Here is a 22,455-nt window from a genome sequence, read left to right as displayed (position 1 = left end):
ATGATGAAGCGAAATTGGTTAGTAGGTTTAATGATGGCAGGCATGTTGGCATTAGCAGGTTGCGGTGGACAAGGGGATACATCGTCTACAGCACCATCCACAACAGAAACGATTACTGTATCTGCAGCAGCTAGTATGCAAGGGGCGTTGGAAGAGTTAAAAGCAGACTATGTGAAAAAACACAACTTGAAGCCAGAACAAATTAATGTTGTGTATGCTGGATCTGGTACATTACGTCAACAAATTGAAGAAGGCGCACCATCCAGTATCTTTATTTCTGCGAACAAAAAGAACATGGATCAATTGAACGAAAAAGGCTTGATGGATAACATTCGTCCATTTGTAGCTAACACATTGGTGATGATCGTACCAAAAGGGAAAGATGCAGTTACATTGGACAATATTACAAATGTAAAACGCGTAGCTATCGGTACAGTAGAAACGGTACCAGCTGGTAAATATGCGAAAGAATCTTTAACAAAAGCGAATCTATGGGATGCAGTAGAACCTAATATCGTATTTGCAAAAGACGTAAAAGCAGTAGGCGCTTACATTGCAGAAGGTGCTGCTGATGTAGGATTTGTATATAAAACAGATGCGTTGGCATTGAAAGACAAAGTAGATATTTCTGCTACTGTAGATGCGAAATTACATGCACCTATTGAATATCCAATTGGTATCGTGAAAAAGAACCAAAATAAATTAACAGAAGATTTCTATGCGTACCTAACAAGCAAAGAGGCTAGCGAAGTATTAGCTAAATGGGGCTTCGCTGAACCGGCTCAACAATGATAGCTTTACAGTTATCTATCGAAGTCGCATTTTTAGCGCTTCTCATCAATGTGGTGGTGGGACTCAGTCTTACCTATGTAATGAAGCGATATTCATTCCCAGGAAAATCTCTGATTGATTCCTTCTTTACATTACCCCTAGTGTTGCCACCGGTGGTATTGGGCTTTGTGTTGCTCATCATATTTTCTCCAGGCAATGCCTTTGGGGCGTGGTTAGAGGCTCACGGCATCAGAGTGGTGTTCTCTAAGCTAGGAGCAATCATTGCATCCGCCGTGGTCAGCTTTCCCCTCTTCTATCAGTCGGTGCGAACAGCGCTGGCTGCAATCGATCGAGATATGGAAGATGTAGCTCGCACTTTGGGGGCCTCGGAATTTCGTGTGTTTTGGACAATTTCACTGCCACTGGCATGGAAGGGAATCCTCAGTGGATCCATCTTGTGTTTTGCCCGTGGCTTAGGAGAATTTGGTGCCACTATTTTGATTGCTGGAAATATTCCAGGGGTGACGAGAACAATGCCATTAGCCATTTATTCTCTCGTAGAATTTGGCGATTATAGTGGCGCCTTTGAACTTGTGATTTATATTTGTATCTTAACATTGGGGCTTGTATGGGTTATTCAAGGGCTCACCAAGGGCTCCCTCTTCTCTAATCGGTAAGGAGGTACTATGATTTCCTTTGACATTGTGATAGAACGAGGAACTTTTACGGTGAAAGCCCAAGGAACTTTACGAGAGGGGATTACCACACTGATGGGCCCTTCTGGGAGTGGAAAATCTACATTTTTGAAAGCTTTGTGTGGATTGTTGACACCGAAAACAGGTAGGATTACAGCCAATGATGAGGTATGGTTCGAAAAGGGAAGGGGCACACCCACCCAAGACCGTCACATCGGCTATATGCCACAAGGTAATATTGTATTTCCCCATATGACGGTGGAGGAGAATATTCGGTATAGCAAACAAGGTTCTCCAGAGTTATTCGATCATATTGTGGAACGCTTGCGATTGACACCACATCTCAAGAAGAAAGCCAAAGGCTTGTCTGGGGGAGAGCAACAACGAGTGGCATTAGGCCGGGCATTGTATTCTAAACCAGTACTTCTCATATTGGATGAACCATTGACGGCGCTAGATGTGAATTTGCGTGCTCAGTTGCAACAAGACTTAGTGGCTATCATCTCTGAATGGGGCATTCCTTGTTTATGGGTCACTCATAGTGAGGAAGAAGCGGCAGCAGTAGGTAATCATCGATTGTTGTGTCGTGATGGAGTCATTGCAGAAGAGTTATAATGGGAACGCAGGTTCACGGCGCATGGGCAAGTTCAGCTTCTATGCAATAGGACTGGCGTAGATGAATGCATAGTACAACACATGCAATAGGACTGGCGTAGATGAATGCATAGTACAACAGATGCAATACGACTGCGGCGATGAACACATGCACAACTAGATTAATAGCATAATGGTGGAATAGAGGAATGTTGATACACTTCAGCATTCCTCTATATTAGTTTTGTGCTAGTTGTGAGTGAAATTTATGTATCATTATATTATGACAAAAATTATATGTACCTTACATAAATTTCTTTATTTCTTTACAGTTATTGCTCATATGAAGTATAATACTACTGATTATGACTTTTTTTAAAAGAGAAGGCATAATCAACAGAACTGTCGAAACACATGCAAAGGAGGAACCAAATTCGTACAGGCGAATAGCGCAAGCGCTGGAAAGAGACGGCTTTCACAGCGGACGAGGTAGAGGAGTATCGAAATTCAGCGGATGCCTCTCGGCGAGCTTCCGTCGTAGAAGTAGAGCAAAACACCAAGGTAACTAGGTGCACAAAGGCTACTTTCAGAAGCAACAGTAATGAATTAATCAAGGAGGTACATACCATGTGTGGTATCGTAGGATATATTGGATTTGAAAATGCAGCAGATTTTATGCTGGAAGGTTTGGAGAAATTAGAGTACCGCGGATATGATTCTGCAGGGATTGCCGTAGTGGGCGAAAATAATGTGATTAAAGTACAAAAGAAAATGGGCCGTTTGGCGAATTTGGAAGCTGTGGTAAAAGCTGATCCTAACCAAGGTCATATTGGTATCGGTCATACCCGTTGGGCTACCCATGGTCGTCCAAGCGATATGAATGCGCACCCGCACACAAGCACAGATGGCAAATTTGCCGTAGTTCACAATGGTATCATTGAAAATTATATGCCATTGAAAGAAGAATTATTGGCTAAAGGTGTTGAATTTACATCTGAAACAGATACAGAAGTGGTGGCTCACTTATTGAGCGATATGTATGATGGCAATTTTGAAAGTACCGTTCGTCGCATGTTAGAACGCATTGAAGGGTCTTATTCTTTAGTGATGGTTTGTGCGGATGAACCAAATAAAATCATTGCTACAAAAAAAGATAATCCATTGGTAGTGGGCTTAGGAAAAGGTGAAAACTTCATCGCTTCCGATATCCCAGCTATTATTCAACGCACTCGTGAAACATATATCATCAACGACAACGAAGTTGTTATTGTTACACCAGATAGCGTATCCATCACTGACCGCGCTGGCCAACCAGTAGAAAAAGACATTTACCATGTCACATGGAATGCAGAAGCGGCTGAAAAAGGTGGCTACGAACATTTCATGTTGAAAGAAATTTACGAACAACCAAAAGCGATTCGTGATACTCTATGTGGCCGTATTAATAAAGAAGCTACAGAAGTTGTGTATGATGAGTTAAACTGGACGCCAGACATGGTAAAAGGCATCAAACGCATCTTGATTACAGCTTGCGGTACTGCATACCATGCAGGTTTGGTGGCGAAATATTACATCGAGCAATTGGCACGTATTCCAGTAGAGGTAGACATTGCATCCGAATATCGCTACCGTACACCATTAACAGATGAAGATACATTGTGTATTGTTATCAGTCAATCTGGCGAAACTAGCGATACTTTATCTGCCTTGAAAGAAGCAAAACGCTTAGGTGCTAAATCTTTGGGTATCACCAACGTAGTAGGTTCCGCTGTATCCCGTGAAGCGGATCAAGTTATCTATACATGGGCAGGCCCTGAAATCGCCGTAGCTTCCACGAAAGCGTACACTACACAATTAGTAGCCTTATTGTTATTAGCTGTGTACTTAGGTCAATTGAATGGTCGCATTGATGAAGCGGTAAAACATGAAATTTTGACAAACTTACAAGAGTTACCTACATTGACGCATGAAATCTTTGAAAATGTGGACGAAATCAAAGCCTTTGCCAACCATTATGGGTATAAAGAAGATGCGTTCTTCTTAGGCCGTTTAATCGACTATGCTGTAGCTATGGAAGGATCTTTGAAATTGAAAGAAATTTCTTACATCCATGCAGAAGCTTATGCAGGTGGCGAGTTGAAACATGGTACCTTGGCATTGATCGAAGAAGGAATTCCAGTGATTGCCTTAGCAACACAAGAGTCTGTACGTGAAAAAATGATGAGTAATATCAAAGAAGTAAAAGCTCGTGATGCCATCGTCATCGGTGTTGGTATGAAAGGCGACGAAGAGTTGGCGAAATATGTTGATCATACCATCTTCGTGCCAAAAACTGATGCTTTCACAGTGCCTATTTTAGCCGTTGTACCATTGCAATTGTTGTCATATTATGCAGCCATCACACGCGGTGCTGACGTAGATAAACCAAGAAACTTGGCGAAATCTGTAACCGTAGAATAGGAGATACTATGTCCGTTATATTTTCCGGAATACAACCTAGCGGTGAGTTGACTATTGGTAATTACCTTGGAGCTCTTCGCAACTTCTTAACATTCCAAGATGACCATGAATGTTTTTACTGTATCGTGAACCAACATGCGATTACAGTACCACAAGATCCAAAGGACTTAATTCACAATACAAGAAGCTTAGCTGCCTTATATTTAGCAGTAGGCTTGGATCCGAATAAAGTGACTTTATTTGTGCAATCCGAAGTACCTGCCCATGCACAATTAGGCTGGATTTTAACAACTCTAAGCTCCATCGGTGAGTTAGAGCGCATGACCCAGTACAAAGATAAATCGGCGAAACAAGGGGAAACCATCCCGGCTGGTTTGTTGACATATCCACCATTGATGGCAGCAGATATTTTGCTGTACCAAACCAACTATGTGCCTGTAGGGGATGACCAACGTCAACATATCGAGTTAACTCGTGACTTGGCGCAACGTTTCAATTTCAAATACGGTGAAGTATTTGCTATGCCAGAAATTAAAACAACCGTAGGTGGGGCTCGTGTCATGTCCTTGCAAGATCCAACGAAAAAAATGAGTAAGTCTGATGATAATAATTGGGCTACCATTCGCTTGTTGGATACGCCAGATGTGGTGGTGAAGAAGATTAAAAAAGCTGCCACTGATTCGGAAGGCGTAGTGCGTTACGACAAAGAAAAACAACTAGGTATTTCCAATTTGATGGGCATTTATAATGCCTTAACAGGAGATTCCTTTGAGGCTATTGAAAGCATGTATGCTGGTAAAAACTATGGAACTTTCAAAGGTGACATTGCAGATCTATTAGTAGGAGCGATGACCCCGATCCATGAACGGTATGCAGAATTAATCGACAGTCCTGAATTAGATACAATTTTGACACAAGGTGCTGAAAAAGCAGCTGCTGTAGCGAATGTAACATTAGCTCGTGTAGAAGAAGCAATGGGCTTACGACGTAAGTAATACTAAGATGTAATGAGATGCACGAGCTGTGTTTCATTACATCTTTTTTAGTAGGAGTAATGAGTATAGTATCCATGGGTATGTACAGTGTTTACGGGGAGGAACTCTATTATGAAAAAGATGCTACTGTTGGTAATGGTATTGGTAGGTTTGTTGAGTACAGTTAGTGCCAAGGAATTTAATGAATCTCGTTGGCAGTGGTTTTATTCTAATGCAAACTATACTGGGAAAATAGATTTGAATACTATGACCTATGATCCGGAAACAGATATAGCTGAAGCTTGGGTGGTGTGGATATATCCTGAAGAGGGACGTCAGAGCTTAAGATCATATACAATTTACTTTAAACATAATATGCTTACAGGAAAACAAGGCTATCTTTATAAAAAAGGTTCAGATCGGATTATCGATGAATGGACAATAAATGGTTCTTGGACACCGGCTCCTAGCAGTGGAGATGAAGCTTTGGTAGCCGCCGTCAAAGGTCTTGTAGGGCGTGATACTAAATTGGCTACTTTGAAAAAAGAAAAAGAAGAGGAAGCGCAAAGACGATTAGAGGCACAACGTGCGGAAGAACAAAAACGTTTAGAAGAGCAAAAAGCATTTGAGGAAAAACAAAAAGCAGCGCAAAAAGAAGCTGAAAAGCGTAATCGTGTGGCAACCATTGGTGGTATTTTAGGCTCTCTATTTGGCATATAAAGGAACAGTTGGGAAATGGTAGGATGCTATTTCCCAACCGTTCGTTGTTGAGAAAATATAAGAGCAGACTTTTATGTGAATAATATTTATTCATTGCCGATATGGAAATTGTATGAAGGAGAGAGTATGAAGCAAATAATGTTGTTAGGGATGGTGCTATGGTTGGGTCTTTTCAATACAGTAGGTGCCAAAGAATTTAATGAGCCACGTTGGCAGTCGCTATATTCTGACACAACTGAAACCTTAAAACTTGATGTGAATACAGTTTCCTATGATGCAGAATGGGATACAGCTGATGTTTGGGTAGCTAAAATCAATATAAACAAACCTCGGCAGGAGGTTGTACATTATAAAGTGTACTTTGGGTCTACTGATGTGAAAGTTGTAGACGCATTACTGTATACACCTGGTTCTAATGTGGTGGTGGGCAGAAGAAACTATGATTATTTCATGGATACAGAGAGAAGTGAAGTAGCCAAATCACTTTTGAACACAGTAAAACAGTTAACAGATCGTGATACTAAAAAAGCTGTATATGATAAGAAAATGAAGGAAGAATATGAAAAGGCAGAGCAAGAATGGAAGAATAGGCCGCTTCTAAGAATTAATCGTACAGTAGAATCGGAATGACATATTGTTGTGTAAATGCATACGAACATGTTGGGAAATAGTAGTGACTATTTCCCAATCTGTATATTAGGAGAAAGTATGAAACGAGAAGACGTAGAAGAGATGTTTCCCTGTGGGACTATCCAAGAAGAGCTACATAACTCTACAGTTATGATATGGGGCTTTCAGCTACTATATGCGGGGATAGCTGTGTGGGGGATTTATCATGGATTTGTATTGTATCGAGAGTTAGGATATGGATGGCATACGATGATTATATTAAGTGCCTTCGTTGCAGTGTATGCGCTGCTTCGCATGTACCAACAAGATGATGTAGAAGCGTATATTGCTACAGAGGGAATTATTGTCAAACGAACTCCTATACTAGTGAAAGAACGGATTCACCGATTCTTTGCACCAGATCTATACTTAACCTTTGTTCATTATCGAGGAATTATGGGATTAGGAGAAGACTGGAAAACATTATACGTCCAAACAGATACAGGTGGCATTTATGTAGTTCCTATTAGCTTGCAGTTTTTAAGCTATGAAGATAAGGGAAAAGTGTTGGCTGCATTACAGGGATATAAAAACACTTGAATGGGGCTACAAAAATTTTCTGAAAAGTATTCACTGTTAGGAAATTTTCTAGGGAAATCTACTTTCATAGAGAAGTGTATTTATATGAGGCTAGATATATCTACCGACCTGCCTTGTAATTGTGGTATACTTTTAGTAAGAATGAAAGAGAGGCATTGCATGCGTATTAAATCATTCGATGAATTGACTATTCAAGACAATTTTATCTTTCAGAAGGTTATGTTAAAGAAACCGATTTGTAAAGCTGTACTGGAACGTTTATTGGACATTTCTATTAAGGATATCGTCTACATCCAGGAGGAGAAAACTCTGGATGTGAGCTTGGAAACGAAAAGTATCCGCTTAGATGTGTATGTGAATGATGATAAGGGAACTGTGTTCAATATCGAAATGCAAACTAGCAAAGATATGGAAGAGCTGGTGAAGCGCACACGTTTTTACCAAAGTATTTTGGATATGTATCACTTGCAAAAAGGTCAGAAGTATATGAGCTTAAATGATTCGTATATTATTTTTATTTGCACGTTCCCTGTTTTCAGTGGTAATCGGCATAAGTATACTTTTAAAAATATTTGTATGGAAGAACATGATATCCTCTTAAATGATGGGGCGACGAAGTTGTTTTTAAGTACGAAAGGTACCAAGGATGACATTTCAAAACCGTTACAACGGTTCCTAGATTATGTGGATGGTCAAACTGCATCAGATGAGTTACTACGAGATATTGAAAGTGCCGTAGATGAAGCAAAACATTGTGAGGCTTGGAGGGAGGAATATTCAATGCTATCAATGGATCATTATGCATATTGGAAAGAAGGCATAGCTGAGGGTCGGGCAGAAGGTGTAGTCGAAGGTAAAACTGAAGTTGTCATTCAGATGTTACGTAAGCAATTATCTTTAGAAATGATTGCAGAAGTTACTAACTTTACAGCAGAAGAAGTAACAGCTATTGCGAAAGAGTATGGATTAATGTAAAAAACATATGTAAAGAGAAAATGAGCGATATGGTTAGTAGATCACTTACTATATCGCTTTTTGCATCAATGTTTAGCTGTTGGGGAAGTTTGTTAGTAGAAATTATTTTTAGAATATGTAATAGAATTTTTGTTATTTATCTCTTTACAACTTTAATTAACTAAAGTATAATGTAATCATGAAATAGAGATTACATATTTGTAGAGAGGAGAAGTAGTATGAATTGGTTACAAAAGTGTTCTAAAACAGTATTAGCGGCGGCTAGTGCATTAGTAATTGTTGGGTTAGTAGCGGGCTGTGGGGCATCGACAAAGCATGTAAATACAGAAGTGCCTAAGAAAATTGTCATCGGTTTGGACGATAACTTCCCTCCTATGGGATTTAAAGATGAAAAAGGTGAACTAGTAGGTTTCGACATCGATTTAGCAAAAGAAGTAGCTAAGCGCATTGGCTCTGAAGTAGAATTTAAATCCATCGATTGGGATAGTAAAGAGGCGGAGTTAAAATCAAAACGTATTGATGTGTTGTGGAATGGTTTAACCATTACGAAAGAAAGAGAGCGTAATATCTTGTTCTCTAAACCATATCTTCGTGGAGATCAAATCATCGCTGTTAAATCTGACTCTGGTATTGCTGATAAATCACAACTTGATGGTAAACGTGTAGGGGTTCAATCTGGTTCTACTGGTTTGGAAGCGGTAAAAAATGATCCGCAATCTAAGAACTTTAAAGAAATCAAAGAATATGGAGATTATGTAAATGCTTTCATGGACTTAGAATTAGGTCGCATTGATGCCATCGTAGTAGATGAAATGGTTGGTCGTTATTTAATCGGCAAAAAGGGTAATAATGTGTTTACGGTAGCGACAGGCTCCTTTGCTAGTGAAAAAGTAGGTGTAGGTATGCGCAAGGAAGATGAAGCGTTGAAAGCAAAAGTTGATGCTGCGTTACAAGAAGTGATGAATGATGGTACGGCTGACAAATTGGCGCAAAAATGGTTTGGCAGCACATCCATCTTGACAAAAGAGGAGTATAAATAACCATGGATGTATTGGAATATATGTTACAGATAGTCCCGGCTATTGCGGGCGGATTCCAAGTGACCTTGTCATTGTTCTTTATTGTTATTGTCTTATCGGTGCCGGGAGGGTTACTCTTGGCGCTGCTCCGATTGAGTGCAAATCGTGTGATCACAACTATTGTGGATGCTTATGTGTATGTTATGCGTGGCACCCCATTGATGTTACAAATTTTACTTATTTACTATGGTTTGCCGTTTATGATTGAGGGTTTTGAATTAACAGATATGACAGCGGCAGTGTTGTCCTTTGTATTGAACTATATTGCGTACTTGTGTGAAATTTTTCGCAGCGGTATTCAATCTGTTCCGAAAGGGCAATATGAAGGGGCAAAAGTATTGGGCTTTACCTATGTACAGACCATGTATAAAATTATATTGCCACAGGTCATCAAACGAGTATTGCCACCATTAGCGAATGAAACGATTACATTATTGAAAGATACATCTTTGGTGTATGTATTAGCGATGAATGATATCTTGCGGATCACGCGCAGCATTGTACAACGAGATTTTGATATTACTGCATTCATCGTAGCCGGCGTATTTTATTTGGCCATGACATTTGTATTGACGAAGTTATATCAGTATTTAGAACGTCGTATGGCGATTTACGAAGAGTAGGAGGGAACCATGGCTTTCATAGACATGTTACATATAGAAAAGAGCTATGGATCAGTGGCGGTCTTGCAAGACGTATCCCTGTCCATGGACCGAGGCGAAGTGGTGTCCATCATTGGACCTTCTGGATCGGGCAAATCCACCTTTCTTCGTTGCTTAGGACAACTAGAAACGATACAAAAAGGGACAATCATCGTCGATGGGGCGACCTTGGTGGATACGCCAGCAGAGGCAACGGAAGCGGTATACGCATCCAAAGAAGAACAGCAACAAATTTTATTAAATATGGGGATGGTATTTCAGTCTTTTAATTTGTTTCCACACATGACAGTATTAGAAAATATTATGGTGGCACCGAGAATGGTGAAAAAGATGAAAGATAGTGATATATTGCCTATCGCACAAGCACTGCTGGAAAAAGTAGGCCTATGGGATAAGCGAGATGTATATCCGAGTACCTTATCTGGTGGACAAAAGCAACGGGTAGCCATTGCCAGGGCATTAGCAATGAAGCCAAAAATTATGCTTTTTGATGAACCTACCTCCGCATTGGATCCAGAGTTCACTAGTGAGGTACTACGAACCATCAAGGAATTAGCAGAAGATAATATGACCATGATTATCGTCACCCATGAAATGGCTTTTGCCCGTGAAGTAGCAGACAGAGTCATCTTCATGGCAGACGGCAAAATACAAGAAGAAGGAACCCCAGAAGATGTATTTGGGAATCCACAAAATCCCAGAACACAAGCGTTCTTAAACTCTATGTTACGGGTATAACAATAAAAGAAAATGCGACATAGCCAGGCATAAACAGTATTACATAGTTTTTACCTGGCTATGTCGCATTTTATAATTGCTCACTGATGATAGGATATTATTTATACCTGTCACTTGGCATGTCGAATTTGTATGTTTGATACTAAGCATATCACGGACACTGGGCCCCATGAGGATCCCCCCTCATATGCCGATTATCATACACAATCGCCAAGCGGTTAGCGACGGCAAGAGATGTTAGCCTTTTTATAGGCTGTACGGCGATGTGAGTAGGTATTTAAGACAGATTCACACTAACATTAAGCAGAATGCGGTGTACCTCCGATCAAACTTTTACGTAGGACAGTTTGGCGGGGGTACATCGCATTCTGCCATTTCTGTGAACGTTCCAACACTGCCTACTCACAGAGCAAAAGGCAATCCGAGGCCAACATAAATTGCCAATGAGCCATGAGATTGTGTATAATAATAGGTATATGTAATCCAATAGATGAGAAAGAGGAATGACGATGCGAATTGATGGTCGTGGGCTTCAAGATGTGCGCCCTGTGAAAATAACTAGAAACTATACAGCCTATGCAGAGGGTTCCGTCCTCATTGAATGTGGCAATACAAAAGTACTTTGTACAGCCAGCGTGGAAGAACGGGTGCCACGGTTTTTAAAGAGCACAGGAACTGGTTGGGTCACAGCTGAATATTCATTGTTGCCACGGGCTACACATACTCGGGTGCCTAGAGAGGCGGCAAAAGGTAAGCAAACAGGTCGAACTGTAGAAATTCAGCGTCTCATTGGCAGAGCTTTGCGAGCAGTAGTGGATTTGAAAGCATTAGGCGAAGTATCCATTACTGTAGATTGCGATGTGTTACAGGCTGATGGTGGCACACGAACAGCTTCTATTACAGGTGCCTTTGTGGCTTTAGTGGATGCCATTCATAAAGTATACGATGGGTATGGCAAATTCCCAGTGACGGATTATTTAGCCGCTATATCTATGGGAATTGGGCAAGAGGGCCCTATGGTGGATTTATGCTATGAAGAAGATAGTGCAGCCATCGTTGATATGAATGTGGTGTGTACTGGCAAAGGTCAGCTAGTAGAAGTGCAAGGAACGGGTGAGCACGGAACATTTACTCGAGATGAACTGAATGCGCTGTTAGATTTAGGTGAAAGTGCCACAAAACAATTGATGGATATACAACGAGACGCATTAGGTGAAATAGGTCATATGGTAGGTCGTGAAAATCCTTCGAAAGCAGTAGTTTTAGCTACACGTAACAAAGGTAAGATTCGTGAATTTACAGCGGCCTTTGAAGAACTCGGATTCGAAGTGCGTACCATCGATGACATCATAGATGTGGAGGAGCCAGAGGAAACAGGATCTTCTTTCATGGAAAATGCGGAACTAAAAGCGATGTATTATGCAGAGGCTTGTGGACTGCCTTGCGTAGCCGATGATTCTGGATTAGAAGTAGATGCCTTAGGCGGTGCTCCAGGTATTTATTCTGCTAGGTATGCAGGTAGTCATGGCAATGATGGAGACAATAATAAAAAACTTGTCGCAGAATTGGCAGAGGTACCTATAGAGGAGCGGCAAGCTCGTTACGTATGCGCTCTTGTATGGGCGAATCCAGATGGACAGTTAGTTCGAGCTACAGGGACTTGTGAAGGAATCATCCAATTGGAACCAATGGGAAAAGGCGGTTTTGGTTATGATCCACACTTTTACATTCCTAAATTAAAAACAACGATGGCCAATATATCGATGGAACAAAAACAATCGATTAGTCATCGAGGTAAAGCGCTACGGGCATTAGTAGAGCAGTTACAGCAGACAATAGTTAAGTAATTAATAATAATAGTTAAAAAATATATCGAAAGACTTGAATATATGGATGAAGTTCGATATAATAAAGATAAGTATTATAAGGAAGGCATATATTACATTATGGATACATCTGTAAAATCAAATAAAATGAAACTCTATGGGTTCAACAATTTAACAAAAACCTTGAGTTTTAATATTTATGATATTTGTTACACGCGTACAGAAGAAGAAAAACGCCAATATATCGAATACATTGACGAAGTTTATAATGCACAGCGTTTGACTGATATTTTGACAGAAGTTTCACATATTATTGGAGCTAATGTACTCAATGTGGCGAAGCAAGATTATGACCCACAAGGAGCCAGTGTAACCATTCTGATTTCGGAAGAGCCTGTTGATCATGTGGATAAAGATGATGTTGTTATGCATCTCGACAAATCCCATTTAACAGTGCATACCTATCCTGAAAGTCACCCAGACAATGGGGTAAGTACATTCCGTGCAGATATTGATGTGTCTACATGTGGACAGATTTCTCCGTTGAATGCATTGAACTATTTAATTGATAGCTTTGACTCCGATATCATTAGCTTAGATTACAGAGTGCGTGGATTTACTCGCGATATTCACGGTAAAAAATTATTTATCGACCATCGTATGAATTCTATCCAAAACTACATTAATTCTAGAACTCGTAATCTTTACAATATGATCGATGTGAACGTGTATCAAGAAAATATTTTCCATACCAAAATGATGCTGAAAGAGTACGATATTAATAATTATTTATTTGGTATCACCGAAGAAGATTTGACGCTAAAAGAGCGTAAACAAATCAACCAACAACTCAAACAAGAGATGGCGGAAATATTCTACGGTAGAAACTTACCATCATTAAAAATTTAGGAGGTTTTACCATGGACGTAAAGCAAGAGGCAATTGAAAAACGCTTGGAACTAAAAGGTTTCTTACAAACTGGTACAAAATATGAATTGAAAGATGCTCATGACTTGACAGTAGCTTACACACCAGGTGTAGCGGAGCCATGCCTTCACATTAAAGAAGATGAAGATAAATCCTTCGATTTAACATGTCGTTCCAACATGGTAGCTGTTGTATCCGATGGTACACGTGTATTGGGTTTAGGCGATATCGGAGCAGCCGCAGCGATCCCAGTAATGGAAGGTAAATCCCTACTGTTCAAACGTTTTGGTAATGTAGATTGTATTCCTTTAGTCATCGACACTAAAGATCCAGATGTGTTAATTAACACTGTAAAATTAGTGCAAAAAAACTTTGCAGGCATTAACTTAGAAGATATTTCTTCCCCTAAATGTTACGAAATTGAAAATCGTTTGAAAGAAGAATTAGAAATTCCTGTATTCCATGATGACCAACATGGTACAGCTATTGCTTGTTTGGCAGGTGTAAAAGCAGCTCTTCGCTTTGTGAAAAAAGACTTGTCCAAAGTAAAAATCGTTGTAAACGGTGCTGGTGCGGCAGGTGCCAACATTGCTCGCTTGTTATACTTAGCAGGTGCGCGTGATATTACCTTAATGGTAAGCTCTGGTGTGTTGAATAAAGATTACAAACGTCTTGATTCCTTACAAGCTGAGTTGATTAAAACATTAGGCCAAGAAACAAAAACTGGCAATTTAGCAGAGATTGCTAAAGATGCTGACGTATTGTTAGGTGTATCTGCAGCAGGTGCTTTCACAAAAGAAATTTTAGAAAGCTTAGCAGATGATGCGATTGTATTTGCAATGGCTAACCCAGTGCCAGAAGTAATGTATGAAGAAGCGAAAGCAGCTGGCGTACGTGTGATGGGTACAGGCCGAAGTGATGCGCCTAACCAAATCAATAACGTAAACGTATTCCCTGGTATCTTCCGTGGTGCCATCGACGTACAAGCACGTGAAATCAACGATGAAATGAAATTGGCAGCCGCTGATGCATTAGCAGCTCTTGTAACTGATGAAGAATTAGCAGAAGACTACGTAGTAGCCAATGCATTCGACAAACGTGTTCCGTTAGCAGTAGCAAAAGCAGTTGCTGAAACGGCAATCAAAACTGGTGTAGCTCGTAAAACAGAAGTGCCGTACTAATCGTTAATAACGTGAATGATAGAACGCCCTCAATGGTAAAAATTGAGGGTGTTTTCTTATAAAATTCGTTGACATCTGTGGTGCTATCATATATAATAAATTAGTCATAGTTTGGGTACGCCCAACTATTGCAAGCCGCATGAAGAGGTCAATAATATTTGGCTTCGGCTAGATAACCGCATTCAGCGAGTACGAATACAAGGAGGTGTCATAATGTACGCAATTATTAAAACTGGTGGTAAACAATATCGCGTTTCCGAAGGCGATGTAATCACTATTGAAAAATTGGATGTAGCAGCTGAAGGAACTGTTTCTTTTGACGAAGTTGTAACTGTAGTTAAAGACGGTGACGTTAAAGTTGGTACACCACTTGTGGACGGTGCAAAAGTTACTGGTACAGTACTTGAACATGGTAAAGCGAAAAAGATCTTGGTTTTCAAATACAAAGCGAAATCCAACTATCGTCGTCGTCAAGGCCATCGCCAACCATTCACTAAAGTTCGCATCGAAAAAATCGAGGCGTAATTATCATGACTCACATTGATGTGAAACGCAATGTAGAAGGGCACATTGTAGAATGTCATTTTCGAGGACATGCTGAGGCAGGTCCCTGCGGAGAAGATATTGTATGTGCAGCTATTTCTATGCTTTCACAGACATCGCTTTTAGGACTTCATGAGGTGGCTCAGCAATCCATGGAGTATCGTATAGAAGACGGTGAGTTAGATATCCTGCTTTCAGAACCCATTACTGAAAGAGGACAAACTATATTAGAAACCATGCTTCTTGGTATTAAGAATGTGGCGGATCAATATAGTGATTTTGTTAGAGTGAGTGAACAATAGGAGGTGAACTACATGTTATTCAATATCCAATTACAATTATTCGCATCTAAAAAAGGTGCTTCCAGTACAAAAAATGGTCGTGATTCCGAGTCCAAACGTCTTGGGGTTAAATGCCATGACGGTTCTACTGTAAAAAGTGGTAACATCCTAGTTCGTCAACGTGGTACACATTTCCATCCAGGCGCTAACGTAGGTATCGGCAAAGATGATACTTTGTTTGCATTGGTTCCTGGCCGTGTAGCATTTGAACGTGCTGGTCGTTATAACCGTAAAGTTTCTGTATACCCTGTAGAAGCTTAATCATAACACATATGAAAGGTCACTAGATAGCAATATCTGGTGGCCTTTTTTGTGCTGTCATATGATTCTTTATCGAATTTTGATGCTAGATATATACTATGGAATCTGTGGTATGTGTATAAGAAGCATATATACAGTCTGACAAATGATGAACAGATGAATACCTGTGTGTTTCTATTTATGCATACATAGTATTAACAATTGCTTTCAAAATACATACTAATCTTGTATACATAGCCTACTAAGTGGAGTATAATAAAGAGAGTGCTATATCTAATAAAATCGGTATAGCGAATCTATTAGGACAAAGCCTAGAAGGATATAGGCTATCATAGATCTACTAAGTCAGTAGAAAAGGAGTTTACTATGTATGATGTACACTCTTCCAAGGCGGAAGAATTTATTAATCATGAAGAGATTCTAGCCACATTACAATATGCAGAAGAAAACAAAGAGAACAGACCTTTGTTGGATGCCATATTAGAAAAGGCAAAAACACGTGTGGGGTTGAACCATCGTGAAGCAATGGTGATGTTGGAATGCCCATTGCCAGAATATAAAGAAAAATTATTTGCTCTAGCAAAAGAAATAAAACAAGCTATTTACGGAAATCGTATTGTGCTGTTTGCTCCGTTATATTTATCTAACCATTGCATCAATGGTTGTGTTTATTGCCCATACCATGCGAAAAATAAAACGATTACTCGCAAGAAATTGAACCAAGACCAAGTTCGTGAAGAAGTAATGGCTCTAGAAGCGATGGGACATAAACGGATTGTTATCGAATCTGGTGAACATCCATTAGAAAATCCATTGGAATATATTTTAGAATGTATCAATACGATTTACTCCATTAAAAAAGATAATGGAGAGATTCGCCGTGTGAATGTGAATATCGCCGCTTGTGAAGTGGAAGATTATCGAAAATTGCATGAAGCAGGTATCGGTACGTACACATTGTTCCAAGAAACGTACAATAAAGAAAATTATGAAGCTCTTCACCCAACGGGACCTAAGAGCGATTATGCATACCATACAACGGCTATGGACCGTGCTATGGAGGCCGGTATTGATGATGTAGGGATTGGTGTATTATACGGTTTAGAGCATTATAAATATGATTTTGTTGGCTTGTTGATGCATGCGGAACATTTAGAAGCAAAGTTTGGTGTAGGTCCGCATACAATCAGTGTGCCTCGTATTTGCCCAGCCGATGATATCGATGTAGATGATTTCAGTAATGCTGTGCCAGACGATATTTTTGAAAAAATCGTAGCTTTGATTCGTGTATCTGCGCCATATGCAGGTATGATTATGTCTACCCGTGAAAGCCAATCCATGCGTGAGCGGGGCTTAGCATTGGGCATTTCCCAAATCTCTGGTGGTTCTCGTACATCTGTTGGTGGCTATGTAGAAGAAGAACCAGAAGAAGAAAATTCTGCTCAATTCGATACGAGTGACCGCCGTTCCTTAGATGAAATTGTAGAGTGGTTATTGGAATTAGGCTATGTGCCTAGTTTCTGTACAGCTTGTTATCGAGAAGGTCGTACAGGAGATCGCTTTATGGCTTTGGCGAAGAGCGGACAAATCTCAAACTGTTGCCAACCGAATGCGTTGATGACATTGAAAGAATATTTATTAGATTATGCAGATGATGAAACAAAAGCCGTAGGAGATGCTGTCATTGATGTACAATTAGATTCCATTAAAAATGATCTAGTAAAAGAAAAATCGAAAGCCTATATTGCACAAATGGAAGAAGGAGAGCGCGACTTCCGATTCTAAGTGGAGATTAGAGATTGTTGCACCTATATGTGTTAGGTGTACCATAGATAATTAAAAATATATATTATACAAAATGCAGTTGCCCAGAGGGCAGCTGCATTTTTCTGTGTAGAGAATCGTGGACATAGTATATTATTGATGCCTGTCTAATCTAGGGTGTGATAGGGGATGACAGTGGAGCATCATAGATATTACGTGAATCATGCTTAGGAACGAGCAATCAATACAACTACTGTAGGGGGATGCAAGGGTTATGGAAGGTATACATTTATAAAATATATGATAATAAATGTTGTTATAGCTATTCCCTATATATAATAATATGTATCCTGTATAAGGATAAAAGTCCATATATTGTTGACATATGACGGACATCCTAGTATACTTAATTCATCGCCAAAAAGAGATGTAGTTGGAAAGAGAGGTGAGCAGATTGCCGATACGAGTGGTGAAAGGACTGCCAGCTATTGGAGAACTTTCACAAGAGAATATTTTCGTTATGGATTCAGAACGGGCGGAATCACAAGACATTAGGCCATTACATATTGTAGTTGTGAATTTGATGCCTAGAAAAGAAACAACGGAAATTCAGCTCTTACGAGCATTGAGCAATACGCCGTTACAAACGGAAGTCACCTTCTTGTACACAGCGTCTTATAAATCAAGTAATACTTCACAAGAATACTTGAAAACGTTTTACCGAACATTTGATGAAATCAAAGAAGAATATTTTGATGGACTCATCATTACAGGAGCCCCTGTAGAGCAGATGCCCTTTGAAGAGGTAGAATATTGGCAAGAGCTTTCAGAGATTATGGAGTGGAGTAAAACACATGTATGCTCGACACTATATATCTGTTGGGGAGCACAAGCAGGAATTTACAAACACTTTGGTATTCACAAGGAAGACTTGCCAAGCAAGTTATTCGGTGTGTACGAACAAGAAGTGCAAAATGGTAAGCCCATGCTTATGCGTGGCCTAGATGAACTCTTCTATATGCCTCATTCACGGCATACGACGGTGAGTGAAAGCGAAATTAACGCTCACCCTCAGTTAGAAGTGCTAGCCCGCGCGGATAAGACCGGTGTTGGTGTAGCCAGGTCCTATGATAATAAACATATTTTTATCTTTGGACACCCTGAATATGATCGAGATACGTTGTATCAAGAGTATGATCGGGATCGGAAGTTAGGTCTGGACATTGATATGCCAGAAAATTATTTCCCTGACGATGATCCGACAAAGACCCCAATGATACGATGGCGATCGGCTTCGACGATATTGTATACGAACTGGTTAAATTATTATGTATACCAAGAAACACCGTATGAAGTAAGTGAATTACAGTCGAGAGAATATGAACAACCATATATACAGGATTGGGTCATTTAATCCTAGTAAAAAAGTAGTAAAGAATTAAGAATAGCGAGGAAATTAACATGAGCAATTACAAATTTGAAACATTACAATTACATGCAGGTCATACAGTAGACGCAACAGGCTCCCGTGCGGTGCCAATCTATCAAACAACTTCCTATGTATTTAAAGATGCAGAACAAGCAGCAGGTCGTTTTGCTTTAACTGATGCTGGTCCTATCTATACTCGTTTAGGTAACCCTACACAAGACGTATTGGAAAGTCGTGTAGCAGCATTAGAAGGTGGTGCTGGTGCTATTGCTGTAGCATCTGGTTCTGCAGCGATTACATATGCGATCCAAAACGTAGCATCTGCTGGTGACAACATTGTAGCAGCTTCCACATTGTACGGTGGTACTTACAACTTGTTCAGTGCTACATTGCCGCGTTTTGGTATTACAACAAAATTTGTGAATCCAGACAATTTAGATGAGTTCAAAGCAGCCATCGATGATAACACAAAAGCAATCTATGTAGAATCCGTTGGTAACCCAGGCGCTAACTTGGTAGACTTAGAAGCAATCGCTGAAATCGCTCATGCACATGGCATTATCGTGATTGTAGATAACACATTTGGTACTCCATACTTATTCCGTCCATTCGAGCATGGTGCAGACGTAGTAGTTCACTCTGCTACTAAATATTTAGGCGGTCATGGCACAACTATCGCTGGTGTCATCGTGGAAAGTGGCAAGTTCGACTACAAAGCGAGCGGTCGTTACCCTGGATTCGTAGAAGGAGACGTACATTACAATGGTTTAGTATACGGCGATCTTCCAATTCCTTTCACAGTGAAAGTTCGTGCTCAATTGTTGCGTGACACTGGAGCATCCATCACTCCACTAGCAGCATGGTTGATTATCCAAGGTATCGAAACATTGTCCTTGCGTGTAGAACGTCATGTAGAAAACACTCGTAAAGTAGTAGATTTCTTAGTAAACCATCCAAAGATCGCTTACGTGAATTATCCTGAATTGCCAAACAGCCCGTACAAAGCATTGGCTGATAAATACTTCCCAAATGGTGTAGGTGCTGTGTTCACATTCGGTGTGAAAGGTGGTAAAGAAGAAGGTATCAAATTCGTAGATGCTCTAGAAATCTTCTCTAACCTTGCTAACGTAGCAGATGCAAAATCTTTAGTTATTCACCCAGCAAGTACAACGCATGCGCAATTGAGTCCTGAGGAACAATTGACAGCAGGTGTTAAACCAGAACAATTGCGTGTATCCATCGGTATCGAAAACATTGACGATATCATTGCCGATTTAGCGCAAGCATTAGACAAACTATAAGATTCATAGGTGTAGTTAACACATAATATATAACGCCATAGGTTATGTAGCGATAAGCGATAGCCTGTGGCGTTTTATCTGTTTATATTCGTAGGGTTTCTGGTTATGTTATACTATATAGGGTTATATCATGCATTAATGCAATAATGGATAGTATACATTGTGATATGAGAGTATAGTCCTACTCATATAGGAACTATACAACCATGTATAATGAAAATGATATATATTATGCTAGATATTATAAGGAGGCCCCATGAAAGGATATGGTTTAAAAACGGTTGTAATAGGTGCTGCGTTCTGTTTGTGCACTGTGTTACCTGTATTGGCTAGTACAGAAGCGGTAGGGATGCCACTGACACAGACGAATGAAGTAGTTCAACATACAACGGTGGTAACAAGTGATAAAGGGCAGTTTACATTTGAGTTTCCTTGGGAAGTTTCAAGTGCACAGACGATAGATACAGTGACGTTATCTAAGCAAGGGGCTGTTGAGGGTAGTACAGTGGGCTTTGCATTACAGCTACATGATGGTGCTAAGATGACGGTGACACGTCGTAGTAATCAACCGCAAGAAGGAGTCTCCTTGGAGGAGTGGAATTCGACCTGGTATGACACGCCAATAGAAGGACTTTCAGATGCGGAGTATGTCAATGTGTGGAAGCGATTTGACCCAAAGGTGGCGGCCTATCCATATGTGACCGGAGGGTATTTACCAGATGAAAGGATGACGGCAGCTCGTTGGAGTTATGTGGTGAAAGACGAGACGCATCCATTGCCGATTCGCTTTGAATTAGATTTAATTCCTAAAACAGATCCTCAGCATCGCTATGTGATGACATTAGAATATACAAAGAAGGGAGCCTATCAGCTAGATACCCTAAAAGGATTGGAGAAACAATTGCAACCTATGAGCTCTAAGTTAGATAGACCTCATAGTACAGGAGAGTACAAATTTTCTAGTTTGCCAGTAGTAGCAAAGGAGCTTCCGATTCAAGACGGCAAACAGTTGGTGGATCTGTATAGAAACGAAGTATTCCGAGGTAAACAGACAAAACAACATAAAGAGGACGTTTATATCTATGATACATCCGTAAAGATAGAAACTGCTGATACAGTGGATAGTATGAGTGAAACAAGTGAATCAACTGCTCGTGGTGTAGGCAGAGACAAAACAGTAGGTGACACTGTTGTTACCTCTGTACACATAGATACTAAGGGACAAGTGGAGCTAACGAAGCATATACAGTAATTTGAAATGTATATGCGTATTAGGAATGTATGCTATAAAGAACTTGAATTTTAAACGAATTGTGTATATAATACAGTTAGCAAAAAGTATTTGTTCTAATCTATGTTTGAAAAGAGGTGCATTCCTGTGAGTAGTCATGTAAAGGCAATTGATTCAGTGCCAGCCTATGGGGATTATTGCGTCTGTTTAGGTCGTAAAATTGCCTGGATACGTAGAAGTAAAGGGTTTTCTCAGAAGCGGTTGGCAGAACTGTGTGGGATTAGTTCAAGCTATTTGGCCAAGATTGAAGGAGCCAAAGGTAGCCTTGGTACTACGTTGCAAATTTTATATTTAATTGCAGGTGTACTACAGGTCGACTTAGGAGTGCTCTTATCGCATACGGCTGATGACTATCATAGAATGCGGCTATTTAAGATTAAGAGGAAAGTTTCTTCCTATGAAACAGAACGCGATCACAGCGTGTAGGTGTATTATATAATAACTTTCCACACAATAGAGAAAGTTTACTCGAAGAGACAGCGCTCATTAGGAGTATCTAATTATGAACTTAGATACTCCTAATTTTATTTTTAGTTGTATTTGAGAATACAATCGTTCTCAAATACAAAACTGATAATATTAATTGAGAATCTATAAATAAAATGGAGTAGACCTTTATTTTTGATATTTTAAATGATAAACTCTATCAAATAGCTTAACAGTGCGATTTATAATACGAAAAATGCATAAATGGATGTTAAAATCACATAGAAA

23 protein-coding genes are annotated in these 22,455 nt (G+C 39.9%); all 23 read left to right on the top strand.

Going from position 1 to position 22,455, the window contains the following annotated elements; translation table 11 throughout:
• The first annotated feature begins 3 nt into the window (after positions 1-3).
• The 23 genes from modA (at position 4) to EO115_RS00760 (ending at position 22,167) form a co-directional block, all read left to right on the top strand.
• Positions 4-792 carry a molybdate ABC transporter substrate-binding protein gene (gene modA / locus EO115_RS00870; protein WP_126937199.1) on the top strand — a complete coding sequence of 263 codons (789 nt, stop codon included), beginning with the start codon at positions 4-6 and terminating at the stop codon, positions 790-792.
• Complete coding sequence (modB, locus tag EO115_RS00865; RefSeq protein WP_126937102.1) at positions 789-1,448, top strand: molybdate ABC transporter permease subunit; 660 nt, start codon at positions 789-791, stop codon at positions 1,446-1,448. The genes modA and modB overlap by 4 nt, the downstream gene beginning before the upstream one ends.
• Positions 1,449-1,457: 9 nt before the next feature.
• Positions 1,458-2,081, top strand: coding sequence for an ATP-binding cassette domain-containing protein (locus EO115_RS00860; RefSeq protein ID WP_126937101.1), 624 nt, complete (start codon positions 1,458-1,460; stop codon positions 2,079-2,081).
• 606 nt (positions 2,082-2,687) lie between these two features.
• Positions 2,688-4,520 carry a glutamine--fructose-6-phosphate transaminase (isomerizing) gene (gene glmS, locus EO115_RS00855; RefSeq protein ID WP_126937100.1) on the top strand — a complete coding sequence of 611 codons (1,833 nt, stop codon included), beginning with the start codon at positions 2,688-2,690 and terminating at the stop codon, positions 4,518-4,520.
• Between the two features lie 8 nt (positions 4,521-4,528).
• Positions 4,529-5,515 (top strand): tryptophan--tRNA ligase, encoded by a 987-nt coding sequence (trpS, locus tag EO115_RS00850; protein ID WP_126937099.1) that lies wholly within the window; start codon positions 4,529-4,531, stop codon positions 5,513-5,515.
• Positions 5,516-5,626: 111 nt separating this feature from the next.
• On the top strand, positions 5,627-6,214 hold the full coding sequence (locus EO115_RS00845; RefSeq protein WP_126937098.1) for a hypothetical protein: 588 nt from the start codon (positions 5,627-5,629) through the stop codon (positions 6,212-6,214).
• Between the two features lie 126 nt (positions 6,215-6,340).
• On the top strand, positions 6,341-6,844 hold the full coding sequence (locus tag EO115_RS00840; protein WP_126937097.1) for a hypothetical protein: 504 nt from the start codon (positions 6,341-6,343) through the stop codon (positions 6,842-6,844).
• Between the two features lie 78 nt (positions 6,845-6,922).
• Positions 6,923-7,423 (top strand): hypothetical protein, encoded by a 501-nt coding sequence (locus EO115_RS00835; protein WP_126937096.1) that lies wholly within the window; start codon positions 6,923-6,925, stop codon positions 7,421-7,423.
• A gap of 159 nt (positions 7,424-7,582) precedes the next feature.
• Positions 7,583-8,398 (top strand): Rpn family recombination-promoting nuclease/putative transposase, encoded by an 816-nt coding sequence (locus tag EO115_RS00830; RefSeq protein WP_164724012.1) that lies wholly within the window; start codon positions 7,583-7,585, stop codon positions 8,396-8,398.
• Between the two features lie 218 nt (positions 8,399-8,616).
• Positions 8,617-9,438 (top strand): amino acid ABC transporter substrate-binding protein, encoded by an 822-nt coding sequence (locus tag EO115_RS00825; protein WP_126937094.1) that lies wholly within the window; start codon positions 8,617-8,619, stop codon positions 9,436-9,438.
• A 2-nt stretch (positions 9,439-9,440) separates the two neighbouring features.
• The gene (locus EO115_RS00820; protein WP_206168418.1) at positions 9,441-10,100 is read left to right on the top strand and encodes an amino acid ABC transporter permease; all 660 of its coding nucleotides are present in this window, start codon (positions 9,441-9,443) and stop codon (positions 10,098-10,100) included.
• Between the two features lie 9 nt (positions 10,101-10,109).
• The gene (locus tag EO115_RS00815; RefSeq protein ID WP_126937093.1) at positions 10,110-10,877 is read left to right on the top strand and encodes an amino acid ABC transporter ATP-binding protein; all 768 of its coding nucleotides are present in this window, start codon (positions 10,110-10,112) and stop codon (positions 10,875-10,877) included.
• A gap of 509 nt (positions 10,878-11,386) precedes the next feature.
• The gene (gene rph / locus EO115_RS08540) at positions 11,387-12,724 is read left to right on the top strand and encodes a ribonuclease PH (protein ID WP_126937197.1); all 1,338 of its coding nucleotides are present in this window, start codon (positions 11,387-11,389) and stop codon (positions 12,722-12,724) included.
• Between the two features lie 99 nt (positions 12,725-12,823).
• Entirely contained in the window at positions 12,824-13,612 is a 789-nt protein-coding gene (speD, locus tag EO115_RS00805; protein ID WP_126937196.1) for an adenosylmethionine decarboxylase, read from the top strand.
• 11 nt (positions 13,613-13,623) lie between these two features.
• Positions 13,624-14,811, top strand: coding sequence for an NADP-dependent malic enzyme (locus tag EO115_RS00800; RefSeq protein WP_126937092.1), 1,188 nt, complete (start codon positions 13,624-13,626; stop codon positions 14,809-14,811).
• 213 nt (positions 14,812-15,024) lie between these two features.
• Complete coding sequence (rplU, locus tag EO115_RS00795; protein WP_009352881.1) at positions 15,025-15,336, top strand: 50S ribosomal protein L21; 312 nt, start codon at positions 15,025-15,027, stop codon at positions 15,334-15,336.
• A 5-nt stretch (positions 15,337-15,341) separates the two neighbouring features.
• Positions 15,342-15,656, top strand: a complete 315-nt coding sequence (locus tag EO115_RS00790) for a ribosomal-processing cysteine protease Prp (protein ID WP_126937091.1) — start codon at positions 15,342-15,344, stop codon at positions 15,654-15,656.
• A gap of 12 nt (positions 15,657-15,668) precedes the next feature.
• On the top strand, positions 15,669-15,956 hold the full coding sequence (rpmA, locus tag EO115_RS00785; protein ID WP_009353004.1) for a 50S ribosomal protein L27: 288 nt from the start codon (positions 15,669-15,671) through the stop codon (positions 15,954-15,956).
• A gap of 366 nt (positions 15,957-16,322) precedes the next feature.
• Entirely contained in the window at positions 16,323-17,741 is a 1,419-nt protein-coding gene (hydG, locus tag EO115_RS00780; RefSeq protein WP_126937090.1) for a [FeFe] hydrogenase H-cluster radical SAM maturase HydG, read from the top strand.
• 433 nt (positions 17,742-18,174) lie between these two features.
• Positions 18,175-19,134, top strand: a complete 960-nt coding sequence (gene metA / locus EO115_RS00775; RefSeq protein ID WP_126937195.1) for a homoserine O-succinyltransferase — start codon at positions 18,175-18,177, stop codon at positions 19,132-19,134.
• A 47-nt stretch (positions 19,135-19,181) separates the two neighbouring features.
• Complete coding sequence (locus EO115_RS00770) at positions 19,182-20,450, top strand: O-acetylhomoserine aminocarboxypropyltransferase/cysteine synthase family protein (RefSeq protein WP_126937089.1); 1,269 nt, start codon at positions 19,182-19,184, stop codon at positions 20,448-20,450.
• 256 nt (positions 20,451-20,706) lie between these two features.
• Positions 20,707-21,702, top strand: coding sequence for a hypothetical protein (locus tag EO115_RS00765; RefSeq protein ID WP_126937088.1), 996 nt, complete (start codon positions 20,707-20,709; stop codon positions 21,700-21,702).
• A 102-nt stretch (positions 21,703-21,804) separates the two neighbouring features.
• Positions 21,805-22,167 (top strand): helix-turn-helix domain-containing protein, encoded by a 363-nt coding sequence (locus EO115_RS00760; protein WP_126937087.1) that lies wholly within the window; start codon positions 21,805-21,807, stop codon positions 22,165-22,167.
• Positions 22,168-22,455: the final 288 nt, after the last annotated feature.

The organism is Veillonella sp. CHU740 (assembly GCF_003992055.1).
GTDB lineage: Bacteria > Bacillota > Negativicutes > Veillonellales > Veillonellaceae > F0422.
The sequence above is the reverse complement of the archived record's forward strand: the minus strand, read 5'-3'. Positions and strand labels throughout refer to the sequence as shown.

Bases quoted from the DNA above. Each gene is read 5' to 3' on its own strand.
- modA (WP_126937199.1), top strand. From the start codon at position 4: ATGAAGCGAAATTGGTTAGTAGGTTTAATGATGGCAGGCATGTTGGCA.
- modB (WP_126937102.1), top strand. From the start codon at position 789: ATGATAGCTTTACAGTTATCTATCGAAGTCGCATTTTTAGCGCTTCTC.
- EO115_RS00860 (WP_126937101.1), top strand. From the start codon at position 1,458: ATGATTTCCTTTGACATTGTGATAGAACGAGGAACTTTTACGGTGAAA.
- glmS (WP_126937100.1), top strand. From the start codon at position 2,688: ATGTGTGGTATCGTAGGATATATTGGATTTGAAAATGCAGCAGATTTT.
- trpS (WP_126937099.1), top strand. From the start codon at position 4,529: ATGTCCGTTATATTTTCCGGAATACAACCTAGCGGTGAGTTGACTATT.
- EO115_RS00845 (WP_126937098.1), top strand. From the start codon at position 5,627: ATGAAAAAGATGCTACTGTTGGTAATGGTATTGGTAGGTTTGTTGAGT.
- EO115_RS00840 (WP_126937097.1), top strand. From the start codon at position 6,341: ATGAAGCAAATAATGTTGTTAGGGATGGTGCTATGGTTGGGTCTTTTC.
- EO115_RS00835 (WP_126937096.1), top strand. From the start codon at position 6,923: ATGAAACGAGAAGACGTAGAAGAGATGTTTCCCTGTGGGACTATCCAA.
- EO115_RS00830 (WP_164724012.1), top strand. From the start codon at position 7,583: ATGCGTATTAAATCATTCGATGAATTGACTATTCAAGACAATTTTATC.
- EO115_RS00825 (WP_126937094.1), top strand. From the start codon at position 8,617: ATGAATTGGTTACAAAAGTGTTCTAAAACAGTATTAGCGGCGGCTAGT.
- EO115_RS00820 (WP_206168418.1), top strand. From the start codon at position 9,441: ATGGATGTATTGGAATATATGTTACAGATAGTCCCGGCTATTGCGGGC.
- EO115_RS00815 (WP_126937093.1), top strand. From the start codon at position 10,110: ATGGCTTTCATAGACATGTTACATATAGAAAAGAGCTATGGATCAGTG.
- rph (WP_126937197.1), top strand. From the start codon at position 11,387: ATGCGAATTGATGGTCGTGGGCTTCAAGATGTGCGCCCTGTGAAAATA.
- speD (WP_126937196.1), top strand. From the start codon at position 12,824: ATGGATACATCTGTAAAATCAAATAAAATGAAACTCTATGGGTTCAAC.
- EO115_RS00800 (WP_126937092.1), top strand. From the start codon at position 13,624: ATGGACGTAAAGCAAGAGGCAATTGAAAAACGCTTGGAACTAAAAGGT.
- rplU (WP_009352881.1), top strand. From the start codon at position 15,025: ATGTACGCAATTATTAAAACTGGTGGTAAACAATATCGCGTTTCCGAA.
- EO115_RS00790 (WP_126937091.1), top strand. From the start codon at position 15,342: ATGACTCACATTGATGTGAAACGCAATGTAGAAGGGCACATTGTAGAA.
- rpmA (WP_009353004.1), top strand. From the start codon at position 15,669: ATGTTATTCAATATCCAATTACAATTATTCGCATCTAAAAAAGGTGCT.
- hydG (WP_126937090.1), top strand. From the start codon at position 16,323: ATGTATGATGTACACTCTTCCAAGGCGGAAGAATTTATTAATCATGAA.
- EO115_RS00770 (WP_126937089.1), top strand. From the start codon at position 19,182: ATGAGCAATTACAAATTTGAAACATTACAATTACATGCAGGTCATACA.
- EO115_RS00765 (WP_126937088.1), top strand. From the start codon at position 20,707: ATGAAAGGATATGGTTTAAAAACGGTTGTAATAGGTGCTGCGTTCTGT.
- EO115_RS00760 (WP_126937087.1), top strand. From the start codon at position 21,805: ATGTTTGAAAAGAGGTGCATTCCTGTGAGTAGTCATGTAAAGGCAATT.